The organism is Algoriphagus sp. A40 (assembly GCF_002002735.1).
Lineage (GTDB): Bacteria > Bacteroidota > Bacteroidia > Cytophagales > Cyclobacteriaceae > Algoriphagus.
Map to the genome: position 1 here is coordinate 33,209 of NZ_MUNY01000078.1, position 25,729 is coordinate 58,937.

Genomic DNA, 25,729 nt, shown 5'->3' on the forward strand with positions numbered 1-25,729 from the left:
CGTATCTTTGCAGCCCAAATAAGCGTTTGAAAGTCAGCTGCTTATTCTTCACCAATAACTACAGCAGTGATGCTGCATACTTTGAAAAAGAACAATTCAAGAAAACCTTTTTTCAACGACGATCGCAAGGATTCCGGTTCTTCAAAATCAACCGGTAGATCAGATTTTTCATCCAAAGGCGGTCGGTCTGACAAGGGCGAAGGGAAATTTTCTCCAAAGGGAAAATCATTCGGAAAGAAAGACGATTCCTATAGCAAGCCTTCCTTCGGTAAAAAGGACGACTCGTACAGCAAACCTTCTTTCGGCAAAAAGCCTGATTTCAAGTCGGATTCCAAGCCGGCATATGGAGACAAATCAAAAGGTAAATTTTTTAAATCCGATGGAGCAGGTTCAGATAAGCCAGCCTACGGAAAACGACCTGGTTCAGGAGATTCTGAGAGAAAATCCTACGGAGACAAGCGTTTTGACAACAAAGGAGACGGCTTCAAGAAGAAATTCGAGAAGAGAGACGACTCAGGTTTTGCGAAGAAATCCTACGGAGACAAGCCGGATCGTTTCAAGAAAGACGACTTTGCAGGAAAGAAATTTGAGAAGCGGGATGGAGGAGATTTTCCTAAAAAGTCCTTCGGAGATAAGCCCGATCGATTCAAAAAGGACGATTCCTCTGGAAAGAAATTCGAGAAAAGAGAAGGTTCGGATTATCCTAAAAAATCCTTTGGCGATAAGCCAGACCGATTTAGAAAGGATGATTCCTCTGGGAAAAAATTCGAGAAAAGAGAAGGATCTGGCTATCCAAAAAAATCCTTTGGAGATAAACCTGATCGGTTCAAAGGAGAGGATTCTGACAACAGGAAGTTTGGAAAAGACTCTGAATCAAAAGCCGAAAAGCCATTTTTCAAAAAGGATTTCTCAGAAGATAAATCTTCTAAAGGACCTGGAGAAAGACTGGTTTACAAAGGAAGAGGACGTGACCAAAAGCCTGTTTTTGGGACAGAAGCCCCAAAGTCTGCTGAAGATAGGGCGACCGAAAAGAGAGGTTTTGGAAAAAACAGACCCAACCGTCAAGAATTGGATCAGGATAGACCGGATTACAATTTCGATGCACTTCCCGCCAGAAAAACCAAAGGAAATGAAGAAACGGATCTGCTCCGTTTGAATAAATACATCGCCAATTCCGGTATCTGTGCACGCAGAGAAGCGGATGATTTAATAGCTCAAGGTTTAATCACAGTGAATGGCACTGTGATTACCGAAATGGGTTTTAAAGTCAGAAAAGCAGATAGAGTCGTCTATCAGGGAAAGAAAGTAAATCCTGAAAAGCCCGTTTATGTGCTTTTGAACAAACCGAAGGATTTCATCACCACCACAGATGATCCGATGGAACGCAAGACGGTCATGAAACTGGTGGAAAATGCTTGTGAAGAGCGAATTTTCCCGGTAGGAAGACTGGACCGAAACACCACCGGTCTGTTGCTTTTCACCAACGACGGCGAATTGACAGCCAAGCTTTCCCATCCCTCCAACGAGGTGAAGAAAATATATCAGGTCACCCTGGACAAGCCATTGACTTCTAATCATGAGAAAGAAATCAAGGAAGATGGATTGACCCTCGAAGATGGAGATGTCAAAGTGGATGACATGCAGGTTCTTTCTTTGGATAGAACGATTATCGGATTGGAAATCCACATCGGTAGAAACCGGATTGTCAGAAGGCTTTTTGCGCACCTTGGCTACGAGGTAATTGCCTTGGACCGGGTGATGTATGCCGGACTTGATAAAAAGGACCTCAAGCGGGGTCACTATCGCTTCCTTACCGAACAGGAAGTGATCCGCTTGAAATACTTCACTTAAGAAATCAGAAAGGCTCCAAATCGGAGCCTTTTTTTATACAAATCCTTTAAGCTGCTGGACCAAATCCCGTTTGGTGATTACTCCGCTTTTTCTCCAGAGTATTTTTCCCCGCTTGAAGAGGATGTAATGTGGAATGGATCGGATGGCAAACTGCTGGCTAAGCTGGGGATGTTTGTCCACATTCAACTTCAACAGCTTTATTTTCCCGCCCAACTCAGCCAAGACCTCCTCCAGTACCGGATTCATAGTCTGGCATGGCCCACACCAATCGGCATAGAAGTCAACCAATACCGCATCCTGGCTTTGACTGATGATGTCTTTGGGGTTCTTTTTAGGCATGGGATAAAAAGTTAATGGTTAATAGTTAAAGGTTAAGCATATTAAATAACCCAATCTTATTGTCCGCAATTGACCACTAACCTAATTTACTTTGTATTTGGGCTGGAAGACCGAGGACAGAAGACCGAAGAGGCGGAGTTATGGTCTTTCATAGTAGATTTTAGCATTCTAATCTCGTTACTGGTTTAAAAGCGAGTACACATTTAGCCCAATAACCAATAACTACCTTGCCTTTCACAAAGAAAAAGGCTGCCTTTCAAGAAAGACAGCCTTTGAAATGCGCTTAGAAATAGGGTATTATCTTCCAGAGGGTGCTCCAGCGGGTGGAGTCGGCATCTGAAGGCCAAGCTTAGCCAACACCAGTTCAGTGAATTTGTCTTCTTCTTTGGTGTAAAGCAGGATAGGAGACTGACCTGCAGTTTCTGCGAAGATATGGGTGTAGCTGTTTTCAGCAGCTACAGCATTGATTGCATTGATTACCTTAGTCTGAACAGGCTCAAGCAATTCCTGAAGTTTTCTCTGATAGGAAACCTGAGCATCTTGCTCATATTTTTGAAGATCATTCTGCACTTTGGTCAATTCAGCTTCTTTTGCGGCTCTTGCCTCTTCGGTCATGGTTGGAGCTGCCTGCTGATAGGCCTGAACTTGTTTTTGGAAGTCTGCCGCTTTGGTTTGGATATTGGTTTGCAGCTGAGTTTGATAATCCTGAACATCTGCTCCGATTTGTTCCATTTCAGGCATCAGATCCATGATAAATTCTACACTCGTATAGCCGATTTTTACTTCCTGAGCCTGAGCTGCAAATCCTACGAATAGCATCGCTACTGCCGCTAGGATAACTTTTACTTTCATCATTTGGTGTTTGTATTTAATTGTTTTCTTCAATTCCCAATTCTTCCAGGACAAACTCAGAGTAGTCATGTCTTGGATCAGTATAGATAATCGCTGAGGGGCCTGCAGCTTTGTCAAACAAAACGGCCAGGTTGTTTCGTCTCGAAACCCGCTCTATTGCATCGTAGATTTTGGACTGGAGGGGCTGGAGCAGTTCTGCCTGCTTCTGATAGTACATCCCGTCAATTCCAAAGATCCTGCTGTTAAATTCCTGGGAAGCCTTTTGCTTCGCTTTGATCTCATCCAGCCGCTGCTGGTACATTTCTTCTGTCAATAATACTTCCTCAGCCTTGAGTTGAGTGGTCAGTTCCTTGATCTCCTGATCCAAACTCTGTGCCTCTTTCTTCCAATCCGCACTTAGCTTTGTGAGCTCCTCCTGGACTACTTTATAGTCCGGATGCTTGTTCAGAATGTACTCCGAGTCAATGTATCCGAACTTTTGGGCAGCTAATGGCCCTGCCTGTAGCAGAATGAGCAGCAAAAGTACAATTTTCAGTGATTTATCCATGTCTTCGTCTTGTTTTCAGTAGGCTTTGATGTCCAGAACTGGGCTTCATTTTTTGCATAAATTAACTAAACGAACCACTGATAACAAGATTATCTGAATTGCTGACCAATTGTAAAGTGGAACTGAGGTCCGCTCTGCTCCAAAGTGCCAGGAATATTGTCAAACCCGTAACCCCAATCTATACCGAGGAGACCAAATGCAGGCATGAAAATTCTGGCACCAAAGCCTGCAGATTTTTTCAGATCGTATGGGTTGTAATCCTTATAAGAGCCCCAGTTGTTACCGGCTTCAGCGAAGCCCAACAGGAATATGGTTGCAGACGGGTTTGGTGAAACCAAGAATCTAATCTCTGTCACGAATTTGTTGTAAACAACTCCACCATAAGGATCTGGATTTGCGGTTCCTCTGGTCTCTTTACCCGGGGTGATGCTTTGGTTTTCGTAGCCTCTCAGACCGATTATTTCCTGGCCCAAGGCAAAGTTGTTGAAGGTCATTCCGTCACCACCCATTACAAAGCGCTCCAAAGGAATGATTCCGATTTTGTCTCCATAAGATCCCAAGAAGCCCATGTGTGCTCTGGCGCTTGCTACCCACTTACTTGACCCGAAAATCGGAGTGTAGAATGAAGCGTCAAACATCCACTTGTGATACTCCAGCCATTTGTATTTCTCCTGATCCGGGGACTCATCGTTGATGTTTTGGTTTAGGGAAGCATAAGGAGGAGTGAAGGCTGCAGACAGCATGATATTTGAGCCTATCCTTGGAAATGTCTGCTGATCGATGTTTGTTCTGGCAATGGTCGTGTTCCAGGTGATACTTTTTGAAGTACCGGTAGGATAGCTCAGACCGAAGGAAGTCCCGAATTCGTCAAATTCATAATTCTGAAACTGAATCGAATTGCTGATGCTGAAGTAATCATCCGGCCAGGTTACACGCTTGGCTAATCCAAGCGTCACGCCCGTGATCTTGAAGTATCCAAGCTCGTTGCCAAAGTTTGCCTGGTTGTAGAAATCCACCTGTCTCTGAACCGAATGGTTGAATGAGAAGCTGAGGGCATTTGGTTTTTTGCCTCCAAACCAAGGTTCGGTCAAAGAGATGGAATAATTTTGGAAGGTTTGCCCATTGGCCTGAACCCGGAGGGAAAGTTTCTGTCCGTCTCCGACAGGAAGTGGATCCCACTTGCTGAAGTCGCCGATATTTTTTACCGAGAAGTTGTTGAAGACCAAGCCTACTGTTCCTACGAACCCGTAGAAGCCACCCCATCCGCCTGAAAGCTCAATCTGATCGTTTGGCCTTTCTTCCAGTTCGAAAGTAATATCCACTGTTGCAGCTTCGAAGTTGGGCCTGAGATCCGGATTGATTTTTTCAGGGTCAAAATAGCCCAAAGTGGAGAGCTCCCGGATGGTTCTTACCAAAAGCGCTCTGTTGAATTTTTGTCCGGGAAGGATTCGGATTTCCCTCATAACCACGTGATCAGAAGTACGTTCGTTCCCTTTGATATTGACGCTGTTTACCGTTACCTGTGGACCTTCAAAGATCCTCATTTCCATATCGATAGAGTCTCCTACGACATTGACTTCCACCGGATCGATGGCGAAGAAGAGGTATCCGTCATCCTGGTACAGTGAGCTTACGTCGTCTCCTTTTTGAGGATCATAGTTGAGTCGTTTGTCCAGTTTTTCTTTATCGTAAACTTCCCCTTTTTGAATTCCCAGTTTGGCCTGTAAAACAGGGCTTGGGTGAATGTAATTTCCGGAGAATGTAATGTTACGATAGTAGTATTTTCGGCCTTCTTCAACTTCAATATCGATGTTTATTTTTTCATCGGAGAAGTTGTAAACTGAATCATTCAGAATCTTGGCATCCCTGAAGCCCTTGGTGTTGAAGAAACTGATGACTGCATCTTTATCGTTTCTGTATTCTTTTGGGATATACTTCGAGCCGCTGAAAAAGTTGAGCTTGAAATTTTTGTTGATATAGTTCTTTACGTCTGCGTTGGAGGCAGTGTCGGTGTGCATGATGGAGTTTTTGACACTGGCTGCATCGGCATCCGCAATTCTTGAATAGACGTCCTTGAACACAGCCACACGGGCGTGTTCTTTGGTTTTCTTCATTTTTCCTTTTAGAGCCCCGTCGCTGATTTCCTCATTACCGTAGAATTGGATTTCATTGATCTTTACCTTGGAGTTGATATTGATATCAAATCTGAGTTTGACACTGTTGGGTAGGGTGGTGTCACGGTCTTGAACGATCTTGACATCAGTATTCAGATAGCCTTTGTCCAGGTAATATTTTTCGATGTTTCTTTTGGCGGTATTGAGTACGTCGTCGCGTACTACCCGACCCCGGATGTTTACTTTTTCCCTCAGTTCGCCTTCCTGGGTCTTGTTGATTCCGGTAAATTCCACTCTGGAAAATCTAGGTCTCTCGGCAAGATCAAGCAACAGGTAAATGTCCTCACCCTCAATTTTGGTCACGAGGATTTTCACATCCCCGATGATGCCCTGTCCCCAAAGTTTTTTCAAGGCATTGGAAATGGCATCTCCAGGTACATCTATCCGGTCATCAACTTTTAGTCCTGAAAGAGAAATGATCGCTATTTCATCCAGGGTGGACAAGCCCACGGCTTTGATCTCGGCAATTCTGAATTTCTGGGGTTTGGCATAATTCAGTTCCAAAATGTCGATAGGTTTGGTCGAAGCATAACGGCTTTGACCCAATCGAATTTGGGAAAAAGCCGAAGCAGACCATATCAAACAAAACAGAATTAATAAACTTCTTTTCATATAATTATTATTTGACCTATTAGGTCATATGAAATCTCGCATGGATTACTACCCTTACTCTGTGCGGCATTTTTCCTGATGCTTGATTTCATCAATTACTTAAGATTTAATTTGCTCACCGGTCTTGCCGAATCTTCTTTCTCTCTTTTGGTAATCTTCCACAGCGGCATAAAGGTGCTCTATTCTGAAATCAGGCCATAAAACCGGCGTAAAGTACAATTCGGTATAGGCAAGCTGCCAGAGCAGAAAATTACTGATCCGATATTCACCACTGGTACGGATCATCAGTTCAGGGTCGGGGATTCCAGCCGTGTCCAGATGGTCAGCGATAGTCTGCTGGGTGATTTCCTCGGGCTTTAATTTTCCTTCAGAGACTTTTTGAGCAATGCGTTTGGTAGCTTGTGCCAGTTCCCACTGTCCACTGTAGCTCAGAGCCAGTATGACGGTAAGTCCTGTATTGTTTTCTGTTTGTCTTTTGGCTTCCAGGAGTTTCTCGTAGGCGGATTTTGGCAGACTTTGAATATCCCCGATTGAAATCAGCCGGATGTTGTTTTTCATCATGAGCGAAATTTCGTCTATGATGGTTTTGACCAAAAGCTCCATGAGGGCTTTCACTTCATCCTGAGGACGTGACCAATTCTCCGTGGAAAATGAAAATAGCGTGAGGTATTTTACTCCCAGATTATCTGCACCTTCGATGGCATCTTTGACCGCCTGAATGGCATGCCGGTGTCCGAAGATTCTCATGGCGCCTTTTTTCTTGGCCCAACGGCCGTTGCCGTCCATGATTATTGCAAGATGTTTGGGGATTTTGGTGAGGTCTAGTTTTTCCTTCATTCCAACGACTTGGGTACCTACATTTTTGGAGGTACAAAAATGCTATTTCTTTTCCAATTATCAGCCCTAGCCCTCAATTTATTAATAGGCGTAGCACTTGACATTGGCAATGGTATAGCTGATTGTAAGTCCTAGAAAGTAATACCAATCATTCGTGTTTGGGTTACCATAATTGATTCCATAGGGCGGAATTTGCCCGGTTGTGGGATCTGCTGGTGGAGGATACCTGGGAATGGCCGGAAGGGAACTGTCTATTTTATCCAAATAGTCCGTCATGGTTGGCCTGAATCCCAGTTCTGCAGCTAAAGTCCACCGGTCGTTGAGCCGGTATTTGACCCCGCCTCCAAATGGAATCACCACTGAGCTCAGATTATACTTTTCTGAGTAAAGGTAGCGATAGGTATTCCCTTTCATGAGGAAATAGGAATACCCCAATCCGAAGAATGCATAGGGAGACCACCTAAATTCAGAATCATTTCTCAGAAAATCCAGGAAATTGAATTCCATAATTGCACTACCCTCTATTACTCCACCTCTAAATCTGCCGTCCCTGACTTGGGCAGCAATATCCAGAGGTCTCAGGCTATCCTCTGCCTGAAGAATGGAGGAGCTGAGTGCAACTCTTAAGCTCCATACATTGTCAAAATTTCTCTTGCCAAACAACGTGCCTTGAAGTCCAATTTGACGGGCGTCAACTTTTCTGATTATGTCCCCAGTGTATGTTCCGACACCGAGTCCTCCACCTATCTCATATTTTTGGGCATTGGCCGGAATAAAATATCCGGTCAAAACGGGTAAAAAAACAAGTAAGTATCTGATAATCTTAAAATTGACTTTTTTCAAGACGGTGCAAGTTATGAAGTACCTAACGTTTAAAAAACGCCGTTCTGTATTTGGTGGGTTAATAATTGTTAAGCTCGATTTGGGCTTTTTTTTAATTCCTCATATCAAAACCCCAATTGAGTTTTTGCCTCAGGGTGTCAAAGAAATGATAGTGGGGCAATTTGACCAATTTTGCTGAAAAGTGCGCTTTTTTAACGCTGAGTTTTGTCTCTGAAGAAATGGAAGTGGATCTGGAATCCAGTGAAAGCAGAAATTTTTCGCTTCTCCCTTCGATTTCGAAACTGATTTCGCATTCGTCGGAAACAATGATTGGTCTCACGTTTAGGTTATGGGGACTGACTGGGGTGATCACAAAACTCTTAGCTCCAGGAGTAATTAATGGGCCTCCACAGCTCAAGGAATATCCAGTCGAACCAGTAGGAGTAGACACGATCAGTCCATCTGCCCAATAAGAATTGAGATATTTCCCATCGATATAGGTGTGTACCGTAATCATGGAGGAGGTGTCCCGCTTGTGGATGGTAAATTCATTTAAGGCAAAATTTATCCCATTGAAAAGTCTCCGGTTGCATTCCAGGGATATTAGAGAACGGGATTCAATCTGAAAATTCCCTGTGGCTAGGTACTCGATTACCTCCCCGATCCGATCGGTTGCTGCGGTGGCGAGAAAACCCAATCTTCCCGTATTTAATCCCAGAATGGGGATTTCAAGGCTGCCTACAAGGCTCACAGCATCCAACAGAGTTCCGTCTCCTCCGATGGAAATCAAAAAATCAACGGATTCAAGTTCTTCCTGGCTTTCTATCAGCCAATAAGTCAGGCGTTTATTTCCCACCATTTTCAAAGCCCTATCCAAGGGCTCTGTGACCAGGATTTCAATCTGATGTTTTTCAAGTTCCTGAAATAGTCTTTCGATATCGGAAATGAATTCAACCTTCAATGCAAGGCCGTGCAAGGCAATTTTCATGCATTAAATATCTAAAAATCTCAGCAAGTTACCGATTCGGTCCTCTTCACTGCTGATTCCGGATTCTTCCTGATAATGGTCAATCACCCGATATCCGAATCGCTCCAGCGTGGCTTTTACATGCCTGAGTTCCGGTTTGTCAAGCTTTAAGGTCAGTTTGATCTTATTGCCGTCGAGAGGATCATTGGTAATAAAAGAGCTTAGGATTTTGGTATTTTCAGATTCCACAAGCCGTGAAATTTCAGACAAATGATAGTCTGACATGTTCATCGACAGAATCATCACACTTCCCTGGGATTTGATCGAAAGACTGTCGGCAAAAGCTGCTATCGCGTCTTCCATGGTCACTACTCCCAGATAGGTGTTTTCTCTATCCAGGACAGCCACGAGATTGGACTGGTTTTCGGAGGCGACCCGGAGTACGTCGTAAATATGCTTGTCAGAGTAAACCCAACAAGGCCCAGCTTCCAGCTCAATTTTCCCGATCAACTGATCGGGATTGTTCAGTTCAAAAATAACCTCATCGCTGATAAAGCCAAGAAATCTGCCCTGATCAGCTACAGGCAAAGAGTCCGTCCGAATTTCTTCCATCCAGGCCAAAGCCATTCCCGCCCGGTCGGTGAGCTTGAGCGGCGGTATCAGACTGTTAATGAATTCGTAGGCTTGCATAGAAGAAAGTTAGGAAATGAATTCAGAACATGAAACGCTTAACCTAGTATTCTTGTTCCTTTTAGTCCTTTTTGAAACAATTAAATCAAAAAGTAATTGGCTAGCATTCCCAATCCGATACCCGCCAAAATAATCAGGGGAGATGAAATCCTGGTAAACTGCAATACAGCATAGGTGCCCAAAATGAAAATGATGTGAAGCCCATTGGCTTCCAAAGGTTCAAAAAGCAAATAGGCGGCCGCAATCAACATCCCGCAGGAGACTGCATTGATCCCTTCAAGGGCCGCACGGACTGGACGGTATAGTTTAAGCTGATCCCAAAACCGGATCACAAAAAATATCAGAAATATTCCAGGGAGAAATATTCCTGCAGCTGCAATCAACCCTCCCATCAGGAAGCCCATTAGGCCGAACTCTCTCATTGAAAGAGCTCCCACATAGGAGGAAATCGAAAAGGTCGGCCCCGGAATCCCCTGAGAGATGGCATAGCCTGTCAGAAATTCCTCCGAACTCAGAAAATGCTTGAAGTCTACAAATTCAGTGTATAAGTAGGGAACCAAGACCTGCCCGCCGCCAAAAATCAAACTGCCGTTTCGATAGAAATTCTCAAATAGCAGGATGGGCTGATATTTGGTAATGGCACCTGCTACCGCAGCCAAAATCAAAACCCCTCCCCAGAGGTAAAAATTTGCCCACTTGATTACCAAAGCTTTTTCTTCCTCCACTTTGGGTTGGGTTTTGTATTTGATGGAGGTAGTAAGTCCTCCCAGTAGCAGCATGACCGGAAAAATGTATGGAGAACTGTAAAAGAAGGACACAAACGCCGAAATCAGCATCAAGACCATTGCTTCCGTGCTTTTGACCATTTTTGAGATGGTCTTTTGCGCTGCAAAAATGATGAATCCAATAGCCATAGGCTGGATAAATCGGGCAAAATTCAAGGCTCCCGGAGTATTTTCCTGTAAAAAGTTGATCAATACAGCTGTAGCTGTCATGAGCAGTGTGGCTGGAAGTATCCAAACTAAAAGTGCTAAATAGGCCAAATTTGGACCCCCAACCCGAAAACCAATTGCGGAAATCAATTGAGTGGAGGAGGGTCCGGGTAGAATATTGCAAAGAGCGTTTAATTCCCAGAGTTCCTCCTCTGAAATGTAGGCCCGAGATTTGACCATTCGTTCCAAAAGCATAGCGAGGAAGGCCTGAGGCCCCCCAAATGCAGTAACAGACAAGGCCAAGACATCCTTTAGAAATAAATAATATCGGACTTTCCGGACCGACATCTTATTTTTTCAAACCTAATTCACGCAATCTTTCATCCAGAAATTCCCCGGCAGTGGCATCAGGATAATGTTTTGGGTGCTGATCATCAATGCAACTTTCCAGACAGGTCAGGTCCATTTCCGATCTGGGATGCATGAAGAATGGAATTGAATACCTGCTGGTATGCATCAATTCCCTCGGAGGATTGACCACCCGATGGATGGTGGACTTTAGTTTTTTATTGGTCAGCCTTTCCAGCATATCCCCTACATTCACTACCAACTGATCAGGAAGAGCAGTAATTGGAATCCACTTTCCGTCTTTTCTCAGTACTTGGAGTCCATCTGCACTTGCGCCCATGAGCAGGGTGATCAGGTTGATGTCTCCATGCTCGGCTGCGCGCACTGCATCTGCAGGTACTTCATCGGGATTTTCGATCGGGAAATAGTGAATCTGACGGAGTATGGAATTGCCATACGCCACCTTGTCCTCAAAATAATCTTCAGGAAGGTTTAAATTCAAGGCAATGGCACGTAGCATCGCTTTTCCCGCATTTTCAAGGGTTTGGTATGCTTCGATGGCATCCGTTTGAAAAGCTCGGATTTCAGATGGCCAGAGATTTTCCGGATATTCTCCTTTGACAGGATCTGAATCCGGGATCAGGTCCAATTCCTGTCCCACATGATAGAATTCCTTCAAATCGCCTGTATTTCGGCCTTTTGCATGCTCTTTCCCCTTGCCGGTGTAGCCGCGTTGGTACCCGATTTCAGGTTTTTCGTATTTCTTTTTTACATCATCAGGCAAAGAAAAAAAAGCTTTTATCGAATGGTAAAGGCGATCTTGGAGATCCTTAGACAGTCCATGGTTTTTGATCGCAACAAAGCCGATATTCTGATAGGCCTCTCCTAATTTCTGTACAAAAGCTTTCTTTTGTTCGGGAGTTCCCGAGGTGAAGTCAGCAAGATCCAAACTTGGAATTTCATCGAAAAGGATGTCCATTTAGTTTAATGTTTAGTTGATGTACCAGTGTAATTCTTCAAAAATAAATATCTTTAACCTCAATCCGGGTTCCTCTATGAAGAAAATCCTCTTTTTCCTACCTGTATTTGGTATGTTTCTTTTGTCTTGTTCTGAGGACAGAAGAAAAATCAATGAATCTGTATTGGAGCATGCCGCTGATTCATTGAAAGGTAACGAATCCATTCCCAAGGTAACCTTTTACCAATATGAAGATTCGTCCAGTTATCCTGATGCAATTTTGGAGCTTTATACCCCTTTGGGCAACCAAGTTTTTCGACCGGGAAAAGTTCCCTTTGAATTCAACATCAAAAATTTTCCCTTCGAGGAGGGAGTGGCCGATAATCCCCGGCTTTTCTTGATTCTCAATGGGAGTGACCCCATCGGTTTTTTTTCTCCTATTTTCCAACGGGAGTTGACCATGGGTACTTACCGAGTGGTTGCTTTCCTCGTGGATGAGTATGGTCATTCCTTGAAAAGTTTTGGCAATTATGTGGACCGGGATTTTATGGTTGGAGAATCCAGGCCCTTTCCCTATTCAGCTGAGCCTTACCTAGCATTGAACTACCCCCGCAATGCGCAGACCCTTCCTTTTGGAGAAGAATTGGTCGTTGATTTTCTGGTGTTGGGAGGAGATATGAAACTGGACGGACTGAAAGTGCAGATTAAAGTCAATGAATTTGCCTACGAAATAGACCACATGCAGCCGATCAGGGTCAGCAACCTTCCGATAGGAGACTATCAGGTAAGAGTAAAACTGGTCCGAAGTGATGGTAAGGAACTGGAAGGGCCATTCTCCACGGTGACCAAAACTATCTATGTCCGATAAGTCCTTATCTTTGGGCACAAATTCAAGAATTCTTCATGCTTTTAGTTAATCAAATCCGGGAAAATTATGCCGGGATACTAGCCGGTCTTCAAAAGAGAAATGTTTCCAACGCTTCTTCCATTCTCGATCAGGTCATTGCTTTGGACGACTCTAGAAAGTCCACACAGACACAGCGGGATCAGATTCAGGCTGAGGCTAATACCATATCCAAGCAAATTGGCCTATTGATGAAAGAAGGCCGAGCGGAGGAAGCGGTAGCTATCCGTGACCGTACCTCACAGATCAAAGAGCAGATCAAAGACTTGGAGGAGCTTTATTCCAAAACTGAAGAGGAACTGAAAACCCTGCTTTATACCATTCCAAATGTGCCTCACACCTCAGTTCCTGCCGGGAAATCCGCCGAGGACAATGAAGTGGTCTTGGAGCATGGTAGGATTCCAACACTTTTCGAAGGTAAACTTCCCCATTGGGAACTGATCAAAAAGTACGACATCATTGACTTTGACCTCGGAGTGAAAATCACCGGAGCGGGTTTTCCTGTTTACAAGGGAAAAGGAGCAAGACTTCAACGGGCTTTGATTAACTTCTTTTTGGATGAGGCTTTGGCCGCAGGCTACACTGAAATCCAGCCGCCGATCCTGGTCAATGAAGACTCAGGCTATGGGACAGGTCAGCTTCCTGACAAAGAGGGTCAAATGTATTTTGCGACAGCAGATCAGCTCTACCTGATCCCTACCGCAGAGGTCCCAATCACCAATTTGTACCGGGATTTGATCGTGACGGAAGAGAGCTTGCCCATCAAAAATGTCGGCTACACGCCATGTTTTCGTAGGGAGGCTGGCAGCTGGGGTGCACACGTGAGAGGACTTAATCGTCTGCATCAGTTTGACAAGGTTGAAGTGGTCCAAATTACTCATCCTGATAAATCTTATGAGACTCTGGAAAGTATGAGCGCATATGTCCAGGGGCTTTTGCAAAAGCTGGAGCTGCCGTATCGTGTACTCAGACTCTGTGGAGGCGACATGGGTTTCACCTCAGCACTGACCTATGATATGGAAGTGTATTCAGCAGCGCAGGAGCGATGGCTGGAAGTGAGTTCTGTTTCCAACTTTGAGACCTATCAAACCAACCGGCTTAAACTCAGGTTTAAGGGAGAGGACAAAAAGACCCAGCTTGCCCATTCACTCAATGGAAGTGCCCTGGCTTTGCCGAGGATAGTTGCATCCATTCTTGAAAATAACCAAACCCCCGATGGCATCCGGATGCCGAAGGTACTGCACCAGTACTTGGGCTTTGAAACCATCTGATCAAAAAATAAAATTTGAGGCTGAGTGCCCCCAAGAAGTTGGATGCTTTTTGGGGGCATTGCTTTTTGTAAACCCTCGATAGATTATTTCAATCGGAATTTTTTCTTCTGTTCGCAATCCTTTGCCGGTAACTTTTTGGATAGAAAATAACGGCCTTCTGAATGATTGTTTGGCTTTATAAGGTATCCATAGAATTATTGCCTATTGTGATAAAATATGAAATCTGTAGAAAAATCGCAGATCGGTTAAAAAATGTGTTTTCCGGAATACCTTTGATTAACAAATCATCAAAAAAACAACAAAATGGCATTAGTCGGTAAAAAGGCTCCCGCATTCTCAGTCGGAGCAGTAATCAATGGTGAAGAAATCGTGGACAATTTCAGCCTGGATCAGTACCTGGGAAAGAAAAATGTCATCCTGTTCTTCTATCCAAAGGATTTCACTTTTGTATGTCCTACTGAACTTCACGCTTTTCAGGCAAAACTAGCCGAATTCGAAAAAAGAGACACTGTAGTGATTGGTTGCTCCACAGATACTGAGGAAACTCATCTGGCTTGGTTGATGACTGCCAAAGACAATGGTGGTATCGAAGGGGTGACCTATACCATCCTTGCTGATGTGGCCAAGACCATCTCCTTGAACTATGGGGTACTGGGAGGTGAATATTCCTTCGACGCTGCGACTCGCACCTGGTCTTTCTCCGGGGCTCCGATAGCTTACAGAGGCACGTTCCTTATCGACAAAGAAGGAATCGTACGTCACGAGTCTGTGAATGATTTTCCTTTGGGAAGAAATATCGACGAATACCTCAGGCTGATCGACGCCCAGCTTCATGTAGAGAAATTCGGTGAAGTATGTCCAGCAAACTGGGAAGAAGGCAAGGCTGCCATGCAGGCAACCAACGAGGGAGTGGCCAACTACCTATCCAACAATTGATCATGATCGAACTGACGGAAGATACCCTTCACGATCTGGTGGCACAGCATGACCAAGTGGTCGTTCAGTACTCTGCCGGTTGGTGCGGCAATTGCCGGATCATGAAACCAAAGTTTAAGAGACTTGCCGGTGAAAATACTGCTGCGGTTTTTGTAATGGTCGATGCCGAGAAGTTTCCCAATTCCAGAAAACTGGCTCAGGTAAACAACCTGCCCACTTTTGCAGCTTTCAAAGGAGGACAATTGCTCAGCCAAATTCAGACCAATAAGGAAGACCAACTTAAAGCACTCATTCATGAAGTTGCCGGTAATTAAGACCATCCAGCGTACCTGCACTCCAGAGCAAATCGAGACTGCTTTGGCAGTGTTGGAAAGCATCTCTGAGGCTCCTTCACTGAAGGAACCGGAGGTCGATGTGATCGGAGAACTGATTTCCAATCTCTGCGGGGCTTTGGAAGTACATGAAATGATTGCCGATGGAATGTCGGAAAAGGATGCCGGAAATGCTTTTATGAAAAAAGTGCTCGGATCAATTGATAGATAATATTGGGTTTATTGTTATTGGGAAAAGGAACTTCAATCGGAGTTCCTTTTTTTTGCCCTTTTCCTGAAAATAGGATTCCTGATATTTAACTAAGGAAAGTTTAAGTCGATCGGCATGGCTGCCTGCATCATTCCAGAATCTCACCCACATGCCTTTGGATATTTTCCGACATCTTCTTCATCGGAAGGTCATTTTCGTCGTCACCGAAGGGCTCTTCGATTTCTTCAGCGATAAGTTCCAAACTCGCCAAAACATAAAATACAAAAGCCACAATCGGTGCTGCAAAATAACCAAGCATATAAGCATAGCCAATCGGAAGCGAAAGGGTATAAAGCATGATGAACTTTTTGATAAAAGAGCTGTAGCTGTAGGGTATCGGGGTGTTTTTGATCCGCTCACAGGCACCGCAGATATCGGTCAGCGCTGAGATTTCTCCATTGAGCACGATCAGCTGATCTCCGGAGATTTTTTTGGAATGATAGAGTTGGTTGATCCGAGAAAAGAGCCCTTTGGCAATCTGGTTTGGAGCATGGATTTGGCCGTTCAATTTGGTTGGTAAGCCCTCGATTTCGCCTTCGTGAAGGCTGTATTCAGTCACTTTTGACTGGAGGTGATCTTTTAGGGTAAATGCGTAGATGGGAATTGCCCGGCGGAAAAAGGTCCTGGCCTCTTCTTCTTTAGGATCGAGCATTCCAGCGATCTTGATCGCCAGATTTCTGCTGGTATTGACGAGTTGACCCCAAAGTTTTCTTCCTTCCCACCAGCGGTCATAGGCGGTGTTGGTTCTAAACACCAGCAGCATGGAAATCACAAAACTGAGCAAGCTGTGCATTTGGGGCAGATTTTTAACCCAGCTTTCATCCGTTACCTTGAAATAGTGGATTTCAACATAGGCTACCCCAATTGAATAGACCAGAATAAAGGCGATCAAAGGGGCAAGCTTAAACAGCGTGTCGGATTTGGAAATCGAAAAAAGAAACTGCGCCCAATCTTTGGTGTTGTAAACCTTCATAGGTTAGGGATTTTCAGGTTAAAAATTCTGTGAAATTGGCTGATCTAAGGGGTTAAATTTACTTCTCAACGGGAATAAAAATTAATTAATTCCTTCGCAAAGTTTTTTGTGAACCTCTAAAATTTGAGGGATAAGCAGCTTGTTTTCAGTGTTTTTGATTACAAAATCTGCCTTTTCATTTTTTTCTTCGTCAGGCATTTGCTGGTCGATGATCCGATTTACCTGCGCTTCGTCACGGTGTGTATCACGCATCAGAATTCGGGCCATTCTGATTTTCAGGGGTGAACTCACATTGATTACTTTGTCGAGTTCCTTGTAGGCTCCGGTTTCAAAAAGTAAGGCTGCCTCCTTGAGTACATAAGGAGAGGTTTGACTTTCCCCCCAATTCCGAAAGTCCTTTCCAACTGCCGGGTGGACCAGTGAATTGATTTTTTTCACCTTTTCGGGATCCGAAAATACTTCATCTGCTAAAAAAGCCCGGTTAACAGCACCGTCAGGCAGGTAGCTATCGGGTCCAAAAGTTGAGGAAATTTGGGACTTCAGTTCTGGATCATTTGCCATGAGCCATTTGGCTCTGTCATCTGATGCGTAAACCGGGATCCCCAAAAGCTGAAAGACCTTGCAAACCGTGGATTTTCCTGAGCCTATCCCTCCGGTAATTCCCACCCAAAGCGGCCTTTGATTATTCATACTTCAGTTTTACAAAAGCCGGATCGACTTTTATTTCCTTGATGTAATTTGGTGAGGGTCTGACTACAATTGTAATCGTACTGTCTTCCCGGTTCCTTTTTGAATAATCCAAAATGGCGTCAAATTCCACATCCTTCAATTCAGTCACCTTGCTTCCGTCCACCAAATAAGTAATCAGGGGGGTGATTTCTTCGTTTTCGAGGCTGACGGATTTTGGGAAGTTGATTTTTTTCACCTTGAGCCGCTTATTTCCTTCCAAAAACAGGGTCACAGGAATATTCACCTCTATCGATTCCTCACCAAGCGAGAGGAATTTTGCAAGGTTTTTCTCAATCTTGATCGGAACTGATTTTTGGAAATTTTCCCCTATCCTGTTTTCGTCCAGTGAGACTGGAAATTTACCATCAAAGCTATCAAGTAAGGAAGAGGGGCCAGTGACAGTGACCTGGCTTGGATTGAAAGTGATTTCTCCTCCGATCTCAGCGTTTTGTGCCAAAGTGAAGCTGGTAGTATCGACCACAGGGGTCAATTTTCTGGACTCAATTTGATTTATTTGAAATCGGATCGAATCCTCCAGCATTCCTATCAGGGTAGTTGGGGTGATAAAATCCCCAAGGGGCCTTTTCAGTTCTGCGGAGAGTATGTAGTTTTTGGACGATGGCTCGACAAGATTGATGACAAAAGGTGGCTCATTGAGCTTGAAATATTTTCTCAGAAGGTCCCAGCCATTGCCAGAGATCTGAATGGGTACGCTTTCGGGGAGGGGCTGCACAGCCATGAATTTTTCCTGATTGTACTCCCAGGAAATAGGATAATCGACAATAGTCGTGTAATTGTCCTTGTTGAGGGCATTTAAAATCCAAAAAGTGGTAGCCGCTGTGATGCAGAGGACTACCACTTTCAGATTAGAGAGTTTTTTGGAAGAAATCCTTCCGGAGGATTTTTTAGTTTCCGGCAAAGCTCAATTTATTTTGTAGGGTTGGACTTTTTGGAGAAGTCGAGAGAGATGGCGGATTTTTCGACTGTCACTTTGAGGCCTCGGTCAAGTTCCAGCTGAACAGTAGCACCATCCACGCTGTAAACTTTACCATGAAGTCCTCCGATAGTGACCACATCATCTCCCTTTTTAATTTCTTCAATGAATTTCTTGGTTTCTTTCTGTTTCTTCTGCTGAGGTCGGATCATGAAGAAATACATGATTAAAATGATCGAACCAAACAGAAACACCTGTCCAAGGATACCTCCGCCACCTGCTGCGGCTTGTGCTAAAACTGTATTTATCATGATTATTTTTTCAATGGGCCAGCAGGAGCTGCTGCACCGGCCAACTTAGGAGTTACTGATCCCTTCATTCTCAATCGGGTCACAGTAGGGTTGGTGTTTGCTTGAATAGTAACGGTAGGAGCCTGGGCACCGGATTTTGCTGTAGAGTTGAATACAACTTTTACAAAACCTTTTTCGCCTGGATTGACCGGGGTTTTGGTCCACTCAGGGCTGGTACATCCGCAGGAAGCTGTAATGTTGGAAATCACCAAAGGGGACTGACCGTTGTTGGTGAAGTTGAAAATGTGTTCAATTACCTGTCCCTCATTGATTGTTCCGAAGTCATATTCCATTTCAGGAAATTGGAATTCGCCTAAACTGCTAGGATCTGCAGTAGTTGCCGATTGAGCATTGACGGGAGTCACAGCTGTGTTGCTGGTTTCCAGTTGAGCGATTTTGTCTTCTAAAGCCTGGATTTTAGCAGCCTGATCATCCTTTTGTGCACAGGAGCTGGCCAAAACCAACGCCAGTGCGAAAGCGCTAAGCAATTTGATTTTCATATTAGTTTTTACCTTGGTTAATTTGATCGATTAATTTATTGACATCCTGAAGCAGATTTTCTGCTTTATTTTTTGCTTCGGAAATCACCCGTTTTCCTTCAGTTTTTGCTTCATTCAGGTGGAGTTCTTTGCCCTCCACAAGTTCGCTGATCAGTTCTTCCAATTCTTTTTTGTACTTCGACAGTTTGAAAGAAAGTTTGTCACGGGTGTTGGAACCTGTGTCAGGGGCAAACAATATGCCCAAAGCTGCGCCAACGCCTGCTCCGACTGCAAATGCGAATAGTGTATTTGTGCTCTTGCTCATAGTATTATTATTTATTATCTAAAAGTCCCCGACCACTCTTACGGATTAGTCCGCTGTCGGTTAGTTCTTTTGCCAAAACATCCAGCAAGCCGTTTACAAATTGCTTGCTTTTGGGTGTGCTGTAGGTTTTGGATATGTCAATATACTCGTTGATACTGACTTTTACCGGGATGCTTGGAAAATGCTTCATCTCGGCAATTGCCATCGAAATGATGATTTTATCAGTATAGGCCAGTCGCTCAATGTCCCAGTTTTTGGTTTTTTGGGCAATCAGGGCTTTACTCATTGCATCATTTTCGATGGTGAAGTTAAAGATATTTTGAAAAAACTCTTTATCCTCATCCCAGTTCATTGCAATCTCCGGCATTTGATCTCCTTCTGATTCTTCAGATCCGGAAGCGTTTTTCAATACTTTGGAAGCCAGACTTCTGACCACGGATTTGTTTTCGGTCCAGTTTAGATCTTTTTCAGAAAAGAAGTTGAGTATGACTTCGTTTTTGAAAATCACTTTTTTCAGAAGGTCATCTGCCGCCTCATAGTCTTGCTCAAGCGTTGGCTCGGCAATCTTCAAATATTCCTGATAAGGCTCGGAAGTTTTGATGTAATCCCTAAACCACTCTTTGATCTCAAGCTCGATATCATCGAGATTGACGTTGTTTCTGGCCAAAGCAGCCTGATAGATAGGAGATTCTCTGATGGTTTTCAGCACCTGATTGTTGGCCAAATTCAGTTCATTGGCAAAGGCAATCGGGTTGTCTCCTGCCAGTTTTTTCTTTTTTTCGATTTCTTTTTCGACATGCTTGGCAAATGCCTGTAGCAACTCAATTGCCAACAGATATAGCTGCGGGATTCGTTCCGCAGAGGTGACCATGTTTTTCAGCATAAACTGATGGTCTTTTTCATTTGCTGCATGGTATTGCTTCAATGCCTGAAGTACCACCTGTTTGATTTTTGCCTTGGATTCAGATGCTTTCAGCAAACTTTCATTTTCCAGGTTTTGGTCAAAAAGCTTCACCGCCTCCTCAGCGTCCTTGGTCAAGGCAGGTTTGTCCTGCACTTCCATACTGTTGAGGTCCGGCAGAAAAGACTCCCTGATAAAGTCTCTGGCAATATTGAGATTAGATCCTTTGCATTGTTCATAGGCATATAGATTCTGAAATGCCTTGACTCTGAGGATTCTTCTGTTTAGCATATAGGTTTTAAAAGAGCCGTAAATATAGAGAATTTTGGACGGGGTAAGCCATCCGTTATTGGACAAAAAAACCACCGAAAGTAAGCCTCCGGTGGTTTTATGGAATTGAGAGATTGATTTTAGAAAGGAAGTTTAATTCTTCCGATTGATTCAATTCGGGCTTTTGCAGCCTCAATAGCTGCCTGCTGGGCCGGAATGTTTTCCTTTTCGGATTTATCCAAAATGGTCAAACAGGTGTCATATATTTTTTCCGTCTGAGAAAAAACAGTCTCCTCATGGTAATCTCCGTAGTATTCAGCCCCGACATTGATCACCCCACCGGCATTGATCAAGAAGTCAGGAGCGTAGATGATCCCTTTTTCCAAAAGGATTTTGCCATGCTTGGCCTCATCTTTCAGTTGATTGTTGGCCCCACCTGCTACTACAGCGCACTTCAGGCGATCAATTGACTGATCGTTGATCGTGGCACCAAGTGCACATGGTGCATAAATGTCCATTGGCAGGTCATAGATCACATTTGGATCCACGACCGTGGCACCCGTGGCCCTGGCTATTTCTTTGAGCTTGCCTTCAAAAATGTCTGTGATCAGAATCTCAGCTCCTTCTTTTACGAGGTATTCGATCAGGTATTTTCCAACCTGACCCACACCTTGGACACCGATTTTCTTTCCGGTCAAGGAGTCCGAACCAAAGGCTTTTTTTGCAGCAGCTTTCATTCCCATATACACTCCGAACGCAGTCACGGGTGACGGATCGCCGGCTCCTCCTTTGATTTTGGGAAGTCCGGTTACATGGCGGGTTTCCATGGAAATGTATTCCATGTCGGAAGTTTTCATGTTTACATCTTCGGCAGTCACATAGCGTCCGCCCAAGCTTTCAACAAATCTTCCGAATCTTCTCAGGAAGGCTTCATTTTTCAGTTTTGGATCTCCGATGATGACAGCTTTTCCTCCACCCAGATTAAGTCCGGCAAGTGCATTTTTGAAAGTCATTCCCCGGGAAAGTCTCAGTACATCGGTGATTGCCTCTTCTTCTGAGGCGTAAGGCCACATGCGGGTACCGCCCAAAGCTGGGCCAAGAACCGTATTATGAATGCCGATGAGTGCTTTTAGGCCTGTTGCCTGGTCATGACATATCACGAGTTGCTCGTGATCCATGGTGCTGATTTGTCCAAATATGGATCCTTCCCGCACCGTTTCGGTTGCATTAATCTCTAACATGTGAACTTAGCTTTTTAGAATATGTTATATTTGGGTTGTTGCCTCCGTAAAAAGGCTGATACAAAATTAAATACTTTTATCAGCCAACAAAGGAAATGTATCAGTAGTTTCTGTAAGCTAATATTCAATTTTAAAGTTTTTATTTGGTGAAGCCACTTTGGAGAATCAATAAGTATTTATACAAATACAAGGGTTTAATTCTGTTGGGGATACTATTTACCGTGATCTCAAACATCTTCGTAATTATCCCTGCGCAACTGGTGAGAATAGCGATAGATTATGTGGTGGAGAGTTTTGCACTTTACCGCCCTTTGATGCAGGGTGGAATGGGGGAAATCGCCCGTGAAAATTTTTTACAGTACGTATTTATTTTCGGGATTTTAATCTTAGTCATGGCTTTGTTGAGAGGTTTTTTTCTTTTCCTCGTCCGGCAAACCATTATCATCATGTCGCGAAAGGTGGAATATGACATGAAGAATGAACTCTTTGTGCATTACCAAAATCTTCCCTTGAGTTTTTACCGGAAAAACAGCACTGGGGACCTGATGGCCAGGATTACCGAAGATGTAAGCCGCGTAAGGATGTATCTCGGTCCAGCCATTATGTATGGGGTAAGTTTGCTTACGCTATTTCCGATGGTGATTTTTTACATGATATCGGTCAATCCAGAGTTGACGCTTTATTCCCTCTTGCCGCTCCCGATCCTGTCAGTGAGTATTTATTTTGTAAACAATCTGATCAATGAGCGGTCTGAGAAAATCCAAAGAAGTCTATCAGAGTTGAGCACTTTTGTTCAGGAGGCGTTTTCGGGTATCCGGGTTTTGAAAGCATTTGTTCGGGAAGAGGATTCGGCAAGAGAATTTGCCATAGCCAGTGAGGAGTACAAGCACAAATCCATCGAATTGACTCGGGTGAATGCCTTGTTTTTCCCTTTGATTATGGCCTTGGTGGGCATTTCTACGATCATTACAGTTTATGTGGGAGGGATAATGGTGATAGAGGGTGAGATTGGCTATGGGGTAATCGCAGAGTTTATCCTGTATGTTAACATCCTGACATGGCCGGTGACTTCCCTCGGTTGGGTTACCAGTATTGTGCAGCGGGCCGCTGCGTCCCAGACCAGAATCAATGAGTTTCTTGATATTCAAAACGATTTGGTCAGTACCGAAAACCTGGAAGCGGATATTCACGGGGAGATTCAGGTGAAAAATCTGACTTTTGTTTATCCCGAATCGGGAATCAAAGCGCTTGACCAAGTTTCGTTTGAAATCAAAGCAGGCCAGACTTTGGGGATCATCGGGACGACAGGTTCGGGCAAATCCACTATCGCCAACCTGTTGATGCGGATGTATGACCCTGCTGAAGGGGAAATTCTGGTTGATGGGAAAAATATTCGCCGGTATAATATTTCGGGATTAAGAAGGCAAATCGGTTTTGTGCCGCAGGATGTGTTCCTCTTTTCTGACACCATCTCCAATAATATTGCATTTGGATTGGACCAAGCAGATCAGACGTTGATCGAGAAAGCAGCAAAGGATGCGGATGTTTACCAAAACATCATCGATTTTCCAAAGGGTTTTGAAACGATGCTCGGAGAGCGTGGGATCACACTTTCCGGGGGACAAAAACAGCGGGTTTCCATTGCCAGGGCAATCGCAAAGGAGCCCAAAATCCTGATTTTGGACGATTGTCTATCTGCAGTGGATACAAAAACAGAAAACTCAATCCTGACCGCACTGCGGAAAATTATGGAAAACCGCACCTCTGTGATCATTTCCCATCGGGTTTCCTCTGCCAAGCTGGCCGACCACATCATTGTGCTGGATGACGGGAAAATCATTGAGCGCGGTGATCATGAATCTTTAATGAGCCAAAAGGGAGTTTATGCCGAGCTGTTTGAAAAGCAGACTCAATCCGGGGAGCCAATCGAGGGTTGATTTTGGGTGGAGCCCACTGGTTTTCAGGATTTTCCCCTAACTTGTATGTCCAACCTTTCACTTTTAGCCATGGAAAACAAGAAATCAACAACTCAGGATATTGAAGAAGTCCTACAGGAAATTGGAAGCAAAATAGAAGAGCTTATTCAAAAAGGTGCGGAAGCCGGCACCGAAGTGAAGGAAGAAATTGAGCAAAAAATTAAGGATCTGAAGGAGAACAAAACAACTCTGGAAGAAGAACTGAGGAAAGGAAAGGAGTTGTTGGAGCGGGAATTCAAAGAAAAAAAGGAAGAGCTGGAGCCCAAGATTCAGGAGTCCAAAGGTTTTTTGAAAGAAGGATTCCGGCAGATTGGATTGGGAATAAAGGCGCTTTTTGGTAAAAAATAACAGGCCCTAACCGTAATCTTGCCAGTAGCCTAATGGTCAAAACACGGTTCCTGGAAGATTGATGTGGGAAGTGCCCATTAACCCCAAACTGATTTTCTCCCGTAAATCACAAGAAAAATGCCCCCAAGAATTTTTTAACTTCTTGGGGGCATTTCATTTTTTGTCCAGGGAATTTTCTATTTCCCCTGCAGGACATTGCATCGGTCATAGGCCGGATCGATGTCTATAAACACATCTTCTTTGGCGGTAATAAACCATTTGCTAAGCACATCCTCTTCTTTTCTGCGAAGGGTTGCTGCCTTCATTTTTTCATAATCATCATTCAAATTGGCCCGGTGTGCTGGGTATTTGGCATGGTAATACAAGATTCTCACCTTGGTGCCTTCTCTGGGATCTTCGAATCGGATGGGATTGGTAATATTCCCCACGGCCATGGTGTCAATGGTGAAATAGAGTACGGGATCTTCCAAAGTTCTGAGAGAAAGGCGGTTTGAGTTGGTGGAAGGATCAGTAAAATACCCGCCATTGTCAGAAGTGCCTCGGTCTTCGGAATATTCTTTAGCGGCTTTTGCAAAGTCAATTTTCTCAGCTAAGATTTGTTTTTTCAAGCTGTCCAGGTATCGTTCTGCCTTAAGGATGTCCTCCTCAGTAGCTTTTGGTATTCTGAGAATATGACGGGTGTTGAAAGTGCTTCCTTTGATTTCGAGCAGTTGGATCATGTGAAAGCCAAATTGGGTTTCTACGGGATCGCTGATCTCACCCTGACGGAGTCCCAATGCTGTTGATTCATATTCCGGAGCTAATTCGCCTCTGCGGAAAAAGCCCAAATCGCCTCCTTGGGCCCCTGAACCTGGATCTTCTGAGTGCCTTTTGGCCAAATCTGCAAAGTCAGCTTTGCCGTCTAATATGTCTTGCTTGAACTGCCGAAGTTGAGCAATGATTTCTTCCCTGACTTTGGCATTTACGACAGGTTTTTTTACGATTTGCCCTACAGTAGCCTCAGAAGTGAACAGGGGAAGGGAATCCGTAGGAATGCTGTTGAAGAAGGTCCTGACTTCCGCCGGAGAGACCGTCAGTCCTTCGGTGATTTTTGCCCGCATTTTGGACACGATCATCTGTTCACGGATCACATCTTCAAGTTCGCTTTTCAACTGCTCGGCTGTTTTCCCATACATTTGGATCAGGGCAGCTTCGTCTCCGCCAAACTGTTGCAACACGGCATTGAATCTGTTGTCTACCTGGAGCATTACTTCAGGCTCTGTCACCAAAACCGAGTCAATTTCGGCTTTGGCTACCATGAGCTTGTTGATCATGAGACTTTCAAAAACATTACAGCGCGTAGGTGCCTCGATCCCCTGTTGGGCCTGAGCCAATGCTTCGATGTAGGTTTGTTGCACATCTGATTCCAGGACAATGTTGTTGTCCACTTTGGCGACGATTTTATCTAAGACTTGTCCGGTAGGCGGGGCTTCCTGAGCAAAAGTCTGACTCAGAGCCATCGCTCCAAAAAGGCTGAGAATAAGTCGGTTTAGAAATTTCATGGGATTTGGTGATCTTTTTTTCCCGGTGTCGGGGATCATT

General features: G+C 44.2%; 27 protein-coding genes. 8 read left to right on the forward strand and 19 right to left on the reverse strand.

Features of this window, described 5'->3' with window-relative positions; all coding sequences use genetic code 11:
* Nucleotides 1-69 precede the first annotated feature (69 nt).
* Nucleotides 70-1,851 carry a pseudouridine synthase gene (locus B0E43_RS19960; RefSeq protein ID WP_077353122.1) on the forward strand — a complete coding sequence of 594 codons (1,782 nt, stop codon included), beginning with the start codon at nt 70-72 and terminating at the stop codon, nt 1,849-1,851.
* A 33-nt stretch (nt 1,852-1,884) separates the two neighbouring features.
* Here the strand turns inward: B0E43_RS19960 and trxA are convergent, their stop codons facing one another.
* The 10 genes from trxA to B0E43_RS20010 form a co-directional block, all read right to left on the reverse strand.
* Nucleotides 1,885-2,190 carry a thioredoxin gene (trxA, locus tag B0E43_RS19965; RefSeq protein ID WP_077353123.1) on the reverse strand — a complete coding sequence of 102 codons (306 nt, stop codon included), beginning with the start codon at nt 2,188-2,190 and terminating at the stop codon, nt 1,885-1,887.
* Between the two features lie 297 nt (nt 2,191-2,487).
* Nucleotides 2,488-3,045 (reverse strand): OmpH family outer membrane protein, encoded by a 558-nt coding sequence (locus B0E43_RS19970; RefSeq protein WP_077353124.1) that lies wholly within the window; start codon nt 3,043-3,045, stop codon nt 2,488-2,490.
* A 13-nt stretch (nt 3,046-3,058) separates the two neighbouring features.
* Nucleotides 3,059-3,589, reverse strand: a complete 531-nt coding sequence (locus B0E43_RS19975) for an OmpH family outer membrane protein (RefSeq protein WP_077353125.1) — start codon at nt 3,587-3,589, stop codon at nt 3,059-3,061.
* Nucleotides 3,590-3,678: 89 nt separating this feature from the next.
* Nucleotides 3,679-6,375 (reverse strand): outer membrane protein assembly factor, encoded by a 2,697-nt coding sequence (locus B0E43_RS19980; RefSeq protein ID WP_077353126.1) that lies wholly within the window; start codon nt 6,373-6,375, stop codon nt 3,679-3,681.
* Nucleotides 6,376-6,474: 99 nt separating this feature from the next.
* On the reverse strand, nt 6,475-7,212 hold the full coding sequence (locus tag B0E43_RS19985; RefSeq protein WP_077353127.1) for an isoprenyl transferase: 738 nt from the start codon (nt 7,210-7,212) through the stop codon (nt 6,475-6,477).
* 81 nt (nt 7,213-7,293) lie between these two features.
* Nucleotides 7,294-8,055 carry a DUF6089 family protein gene (locus B0E43_RS19990; RefSeq protein WP_077353128.1) on the reverse strand — a complete coding sequence of 254 codons (762 nt, stop codon included), beginning with the start codon at nt 8,053-8,055 and terminating at the stop codon, nt 7,294-7,296.
* 91 nt (nt 8,056-8,146) lie between these two features.
* A complete protein-coding gene (locus B0E43_RS19995) occupies nt 8,147-9,022 on the reverse strand; it encodes an NAD kinase (RefSeq protein WP_077353129.1) in 876 nt (291 codons plus the stop codon).
* A 3-nt stretch (nt 9,023-9,025) separates the two neighbouring features.
* Nucleotides 9,026-9,691, reverse strand: coding sequence for a CBS domain-containing protein (locus tag B0E43_RS20000; protein ID WP_077353130.1), 666 nt, complete (start codon nt 9,689-9,691; stop codon nt 9,026-9,028).
* A gap of 80 nt (nt 9,692-9,771) precedes the next feature.
* On the reverse strand, nt 9,772-10,971 hold the full coding sequence (gene chrA / locus B0E43_RS20005; RefSeq protein ID WP_077353131.1) for a chromate efflux transporter: 1,200 nt from the start codon (nt 10,969-10,971) through the stop codon (nt 9,772-9,774).
* Between the two features lies 1 nt (nt 10,972).
* On the reverse strand, nt 10,973-11,950 hold the full coding sequence (locus B0E43_RS20010; RefSeq protein WP_077353132.1) for an isopenicillin N synthase family oxygenase: 978 nt from the start codon (nt 11,948-11,950) through the stop codon (nt 10,973-10,975).
* Nucleotides 11,951-12,026: 76 nt separating this feature from the next.
* Here B0E43_RS20010 and B0E43_RS20015 point away from each other — a divergent pair, with 76 nt between their 5' ends.
* The 5 genes from B0E43_RS20015 to B0E43_RS20035 all read left to right on the forward strand — a co-directional run bounded on the left by B0E43_RS20015 (nt 12,027) and on the right by B0E43_RS20035 (nt 15,583).
* A complete protein-coding gene (locus B0E43_RS20015) occupies nt 12,027-12,797 on the forward strand; it encodes a hypothetical protein (protein ID WP_077353495.1) in 771 nt (256 codons plus the stop codon).
* A gap of 35 nt (nt 12,798-12,832) precedes the next feature.
* A complete protein-coding gene (gene serS, locus B0E43_RS20020; RefSeq protein ID WP_077353133.1) occupies nt 12,833-14,104 on the forward strand; it encodes a serine--tRNA ligase in 1,272 nt (423 codons plus the stop codon).
* A gap of 303 nt (nt 14,105-14,407) precedes the next feature.
* The gene (locus B0E43_RS20025; protein ID WP_077353135.1) at nt 14,408-15,040 is read left to right on the forward strand and encodes a peroxiredoxin; all 633 of its coding nucleotides are present in this window, start codon (nt 14,408-14,410) and stop codon (nt 15,038-15,040) included.
* Nucleotides 15,040-15,354, forward strand: a complete 315-nt coding sequence (locus B0E43_RS20030) for a co-chaperone YbbN (RefSeq protein WP_077353496.1) — start codon at nt 15,040-15,042, stop codon at nt 15,352-15,354. The genes B0E43_RS20025 and B0E43_RS20030 overlap by 1 nt, the downstream gene beginning before the upstream one ends.
* A complete protein-coding gene (locus B0E43_RS20035; RefSeq protein ID WP_077353137.1) occupies nt 15,335-15,583 on the forward strand; it encodes a hypothetical protein in 249 nt (82 codons plus the stop codon). The genes B0E43_RS20030 and B0E43_RS20035 overlap by 20 nt, the downstream gene beginning before the upstream one ends.
* Nucleotides 15,584-15,710: 127 nt before the next feature.
* Here the strand turns inward: B0E43_RS20035 and B0E43_RS20040 are convergent, their stop codons facing one another.
* From B0E43_RS20040 to B0E43_RS20075, 8 genes are all read right to left on the reverse strand, one after another.
* Complete coding sequence (locus B0E43_RS20040) at nt 15,711-16,595, reverse strand: bestrophin family protein (RefSeq protein ID WP_077353139.1); 885 nt, start codon at nt 16,593-16,595, stop codon at nt 15,711-15,713.
* 81 nt (nt 16,596-16,676) lie between these two features.
* Nucleotides 16,677-17,285 (reverse strand): dephospho-CoA kinase, encoded by a 609-nt coding sequence (coaE, locus tag B0E43_RS20045; protein ID WP_077353141.1) that lies wholly within the window; start codon nt 17,283-17,285, stop codon nt 16,677-16,679.
* Nucleotides 17,278-18,243 carry a hypothetical protein gene (locus B0E43_RS20050; RefSeq protein WP_077353143.1) on the reverse strand — a complete coding sequence of 322 codons (966 nt, stop codon included), beginning with the start codon at nt 18,241-18,243 and terminating at the stop codon, nt 17,278-17,280. Before B0E43_RS20050 ends, coaE begins: the two co-directional genes overlap by 8 nt.
* Nucleotides 18,244-18,251: 8 nt before the next feature.
* Nucleotides 18,252-18,569 carry a preprotein translocase subunit YajC gene (yajC, locus tag B0E43_RS20055; protein ID WP_077353145.1) on the reverse strand — a complete coding sequence of 106 codons (318 nt, stop codon included), beginning with the start codon at nt 18,567-18,569 and terminating at the stop codon, nt 18,252-18,254.
* A 2-nt stretch (nt 18,570-18,571) separates the two neighbouring features.
* Nucleotides 18,572-19,108 carry a DUF1573 domain-containing protein gene (locus tag B0E43_RS20060; protein WP_077353147.1) on the reverse strand — a complete coding sequence of 179 codons (537 nt, stop codon included), beginning with the start codon at nt 19,106-19,108 and terminating at the stop codon, nt 18,572-18,574.
* Nucleotide 19,109: 1 nt separating this feature from the next.
* Nucleotides 19,110-19,412 carry a YtxH domain-containing protein gene (locus B0E43_RS20065; protein ID WP_077353149.1) on the reverse strand — a complete coding sequence of 101 codons (303 nt, stop codon included), beginning with the start codon at nt 19,410-19,412 and terminating at the stop codon, nt 19,110-19,112.
* Nucleotides 19,413-19,419: 7 nt separating this feature from the next.
* Nucleotides 19,420-20,604, reverse strand: coding sequence for a transcription antitermination factor NusB (nusB, locus tag B0E43_RS20070; protein ID WP_077353151.1), 1,185 nt, complete (start codon nt 20,602-20,604; stop codon nt 19,420-19,422).
* Between the two features lie 119 nt (nt 20,605-20,723).
* The gene (locus tag B0E43_RS20075) at nt 20,724-21,824 is read right to left on the reverse strand and encodes a Glu/Leu/Phe/Val dehydrogenase dimerization domain-containing protein (protein WP_077353153.1); all 1,101 of its coding nucleotides are present in this window, start codon (nt 21,822-21,824) and stop codon (nt 20,724-20,726) included.
* Between the two features lie 146 nt (nt 21,825-21,970).
* Here B0E43_RS20075 and B0E43_RS20080 point away from each other — a divergent pair, with 146 nt between their 5' ends.
* Nucleotides 21,971-23,761, forward strand: a complete 1,791-nt coding sequence (locus B0E43_RS20080; protein WP_077353497.1) for an ABC transporter ATP-binding protein — start codon at nt 21,971-21,973, stop codon at nt 23,759-23,761.
* Between the two features lie 69 nt (nt 23,762-23,830).
* Nucleotides 23,831-24,148, forward strand: a complete 318-nt coding sequence (locus B0E43_RS20085; RefSeq protein WP_077353499.1) for a hypothetical protein — start codon at nt 23,831-23,833, stop codon at nt 24,146-24,148.
* Nucleotides 24,149-24,324: 176 nt separating this feature from the next.
* Here the strand turns inward: B0E43_RS20085 and B0E43_RS20090 are convergent, their stop codons facing one another.
* A complete protein-coding gene (locus B0E43_RS20090) occupies nt 24,325-25,689 on the reverse strand; it encodes a peptidylprolyl isomerase (RefSeq protein WP_077353500.1) in 1,365 nt (454 codons plus the stop codon).
* Nucleotides 25,690-25,729: the final 40 nt, after the last annotated feature.

Excerpts from the sequence above, each read along its gene's own strand:
- B0E43_RS19960 (WP_077353122.1), top strand. The coding sequence starts at position 70 with ATGCTGCATACTTTGAAAAAGAACAATTCAAGAAAACCTTTTTTCAAC.
- trxA (WP_077353123.1), bottom strand. The coding sequence starts at position 2,190 with ATGCCTAAAAAGAACCCCAAAGACATCATCAGTCAAAGCCAGGATGCG.
- B0E43_RS19970 (WP_077353124.1), bottom strand. The coding sequence starts at position 3,045 with ATGATGAAAGTAAAAGTTATCCTAGCGGCAGTAGCGATGCTATTCGTA.
- B0E43_RS19975 (WP_077353125.1), bottom strand. The coding sequence starts at position 3,589 with ATGGATAAATCACTGAAAATTGTACTTTTGCTGCTCATTCTGCTACAG.
- B0E43_RS19980 (WP_077353126.1), bottom strand. The coding sequence starts at position 6,375 with ATGAAAAGAAGTTTATTAATTCTGTTTTGTTTGATATGGTCTGCTTCG.
- B0E43_RS19985 (WP_077353127.1), bottom strand. The coding sequence starts at position 7,212 with ATGAAGGAAAAACTAGACCTCACCAAAATCCCCAAACATCTTGCAATA.
- B0E43_RS19995 (WP_077353129.1), bottom strand. The coding sequence starts at position 9,022 with ATGAAAATTGCCTTGCACGGCCTTGCATTGAAGGTTGAATTCATTTCC.
- B0E43_RS20000 (WP_077353130.1), bottom strand. The coding sequence starts at position 9,691 with ATGCAAGCCTACGAATTCATTAACAGTCTGATACCGCCGCTCAAGCTC.
- chrA (WP_077353131.1), bottom strand. The coding sequence starts at position 10,971 with ATGTCGGTCCGGAAAGTCCGATATTATTTATTTCTAAAGGATGTCTTG.
- B0E43_RS20010 (WP_077353132.1), bottom strand. The coding sequence starts at position 11,950 with ATGGACATCCTTTTCGATGAAATTCCAAGTTTGGATCTTGCTGACTTC.
- B0E43_RS20015 (WP_077353495.1), top strand. The coding sequence starts at position 12,027 with ATGAAGAAAATCCTCTTTTTCCTACCTGTATTTGGTATGTTTCTTTTG.
- serS (WP_077353133.1), top strand. The coding sequence starts at position 12,833 with ATGCTTTTAGTTAATCAAATCCGGGAAAATTATGCCGGGATACTAGCC.
- B0E43_RS20025 (WP_077353135.1), top strand. The coding sequence starts at position 14,408 with ATGGCATTAGTCGGTAAAAAGGCTCCCGCATTCTCAGTCGGAGCAGTA.
- B0E43_RS20035 (WP_077353137.1), top strand. The coding sequence starts at position 15,335 with ATGAAGTTGCCGGTAATTAAGACCATCCAGCGTACCTGCACTCCAGAG.
- B0E43_RS20040 (WP_077353139.1), bottom strand. The coding sequence starts at position 16,595 with ATGAAGGTTTACAACACCAAAGATTGGGCGCAGTTTCTTTTTTCGATT.
- coaE (WP_077353141.1), bottom strand. The coding sequence starts at position 17,285 with ATGAATAATCAAAGGCCGCTTTGGGTGGGAATTACCGGAGGGATAGGC.
- yajC (WP_077353145.1), bottom strand. The coding sequence starts at position 18,569 with ATGATAAATACAGTTTTAGCACAAGCCGCAGCAGGTGGCGGAGGTATC.
- B0E43_RS20060 (WP_077353147.1), bottom strand. The coding sequence starts at position 19,108 with ATGAAAATCAAATTGCTTAGCGCTTTCGCACTGGCGTTGGTTTTGGCC.
- B0E43_RS20065 (WP_077353149.1), bottom strand. The coding sequence starts at position 19,412 with ATGAGCAAGAGCACAAATACACTATTCGCATTTGCAGTCGGAGCAGGC.
- nusB (WP_077353151.1), bottom strand. The coding sequence starts at position 20,604 with ATGCTAAACAGAAGAATCCTCAGAGTCAAGGCATTTCAGAATCTATAT.
- B0E43_RS20075 (WP_077353153.1), bottom strand. The coding sequence starts at position 21,824 with ATGTTAGAGATTAATGCAACCGAAACGGTGCGGGAAGGATCCATATTT.
- B0E43_RS20085 (WP_077353499.1), top strand. The coding sequence starts at position 23,831 with ATGGAAAACAAGAAATCAACAACTCAGGATATTGAAGAAGTCCTACAG.
- B0E43_RS20090 (WP_077353500.1), bottom strand. The coding sequence starts at position 25,689 with ATGAAATTTCTAAACCGACTTATTCTCAGCCTTTTTGGAGCGATGGCT.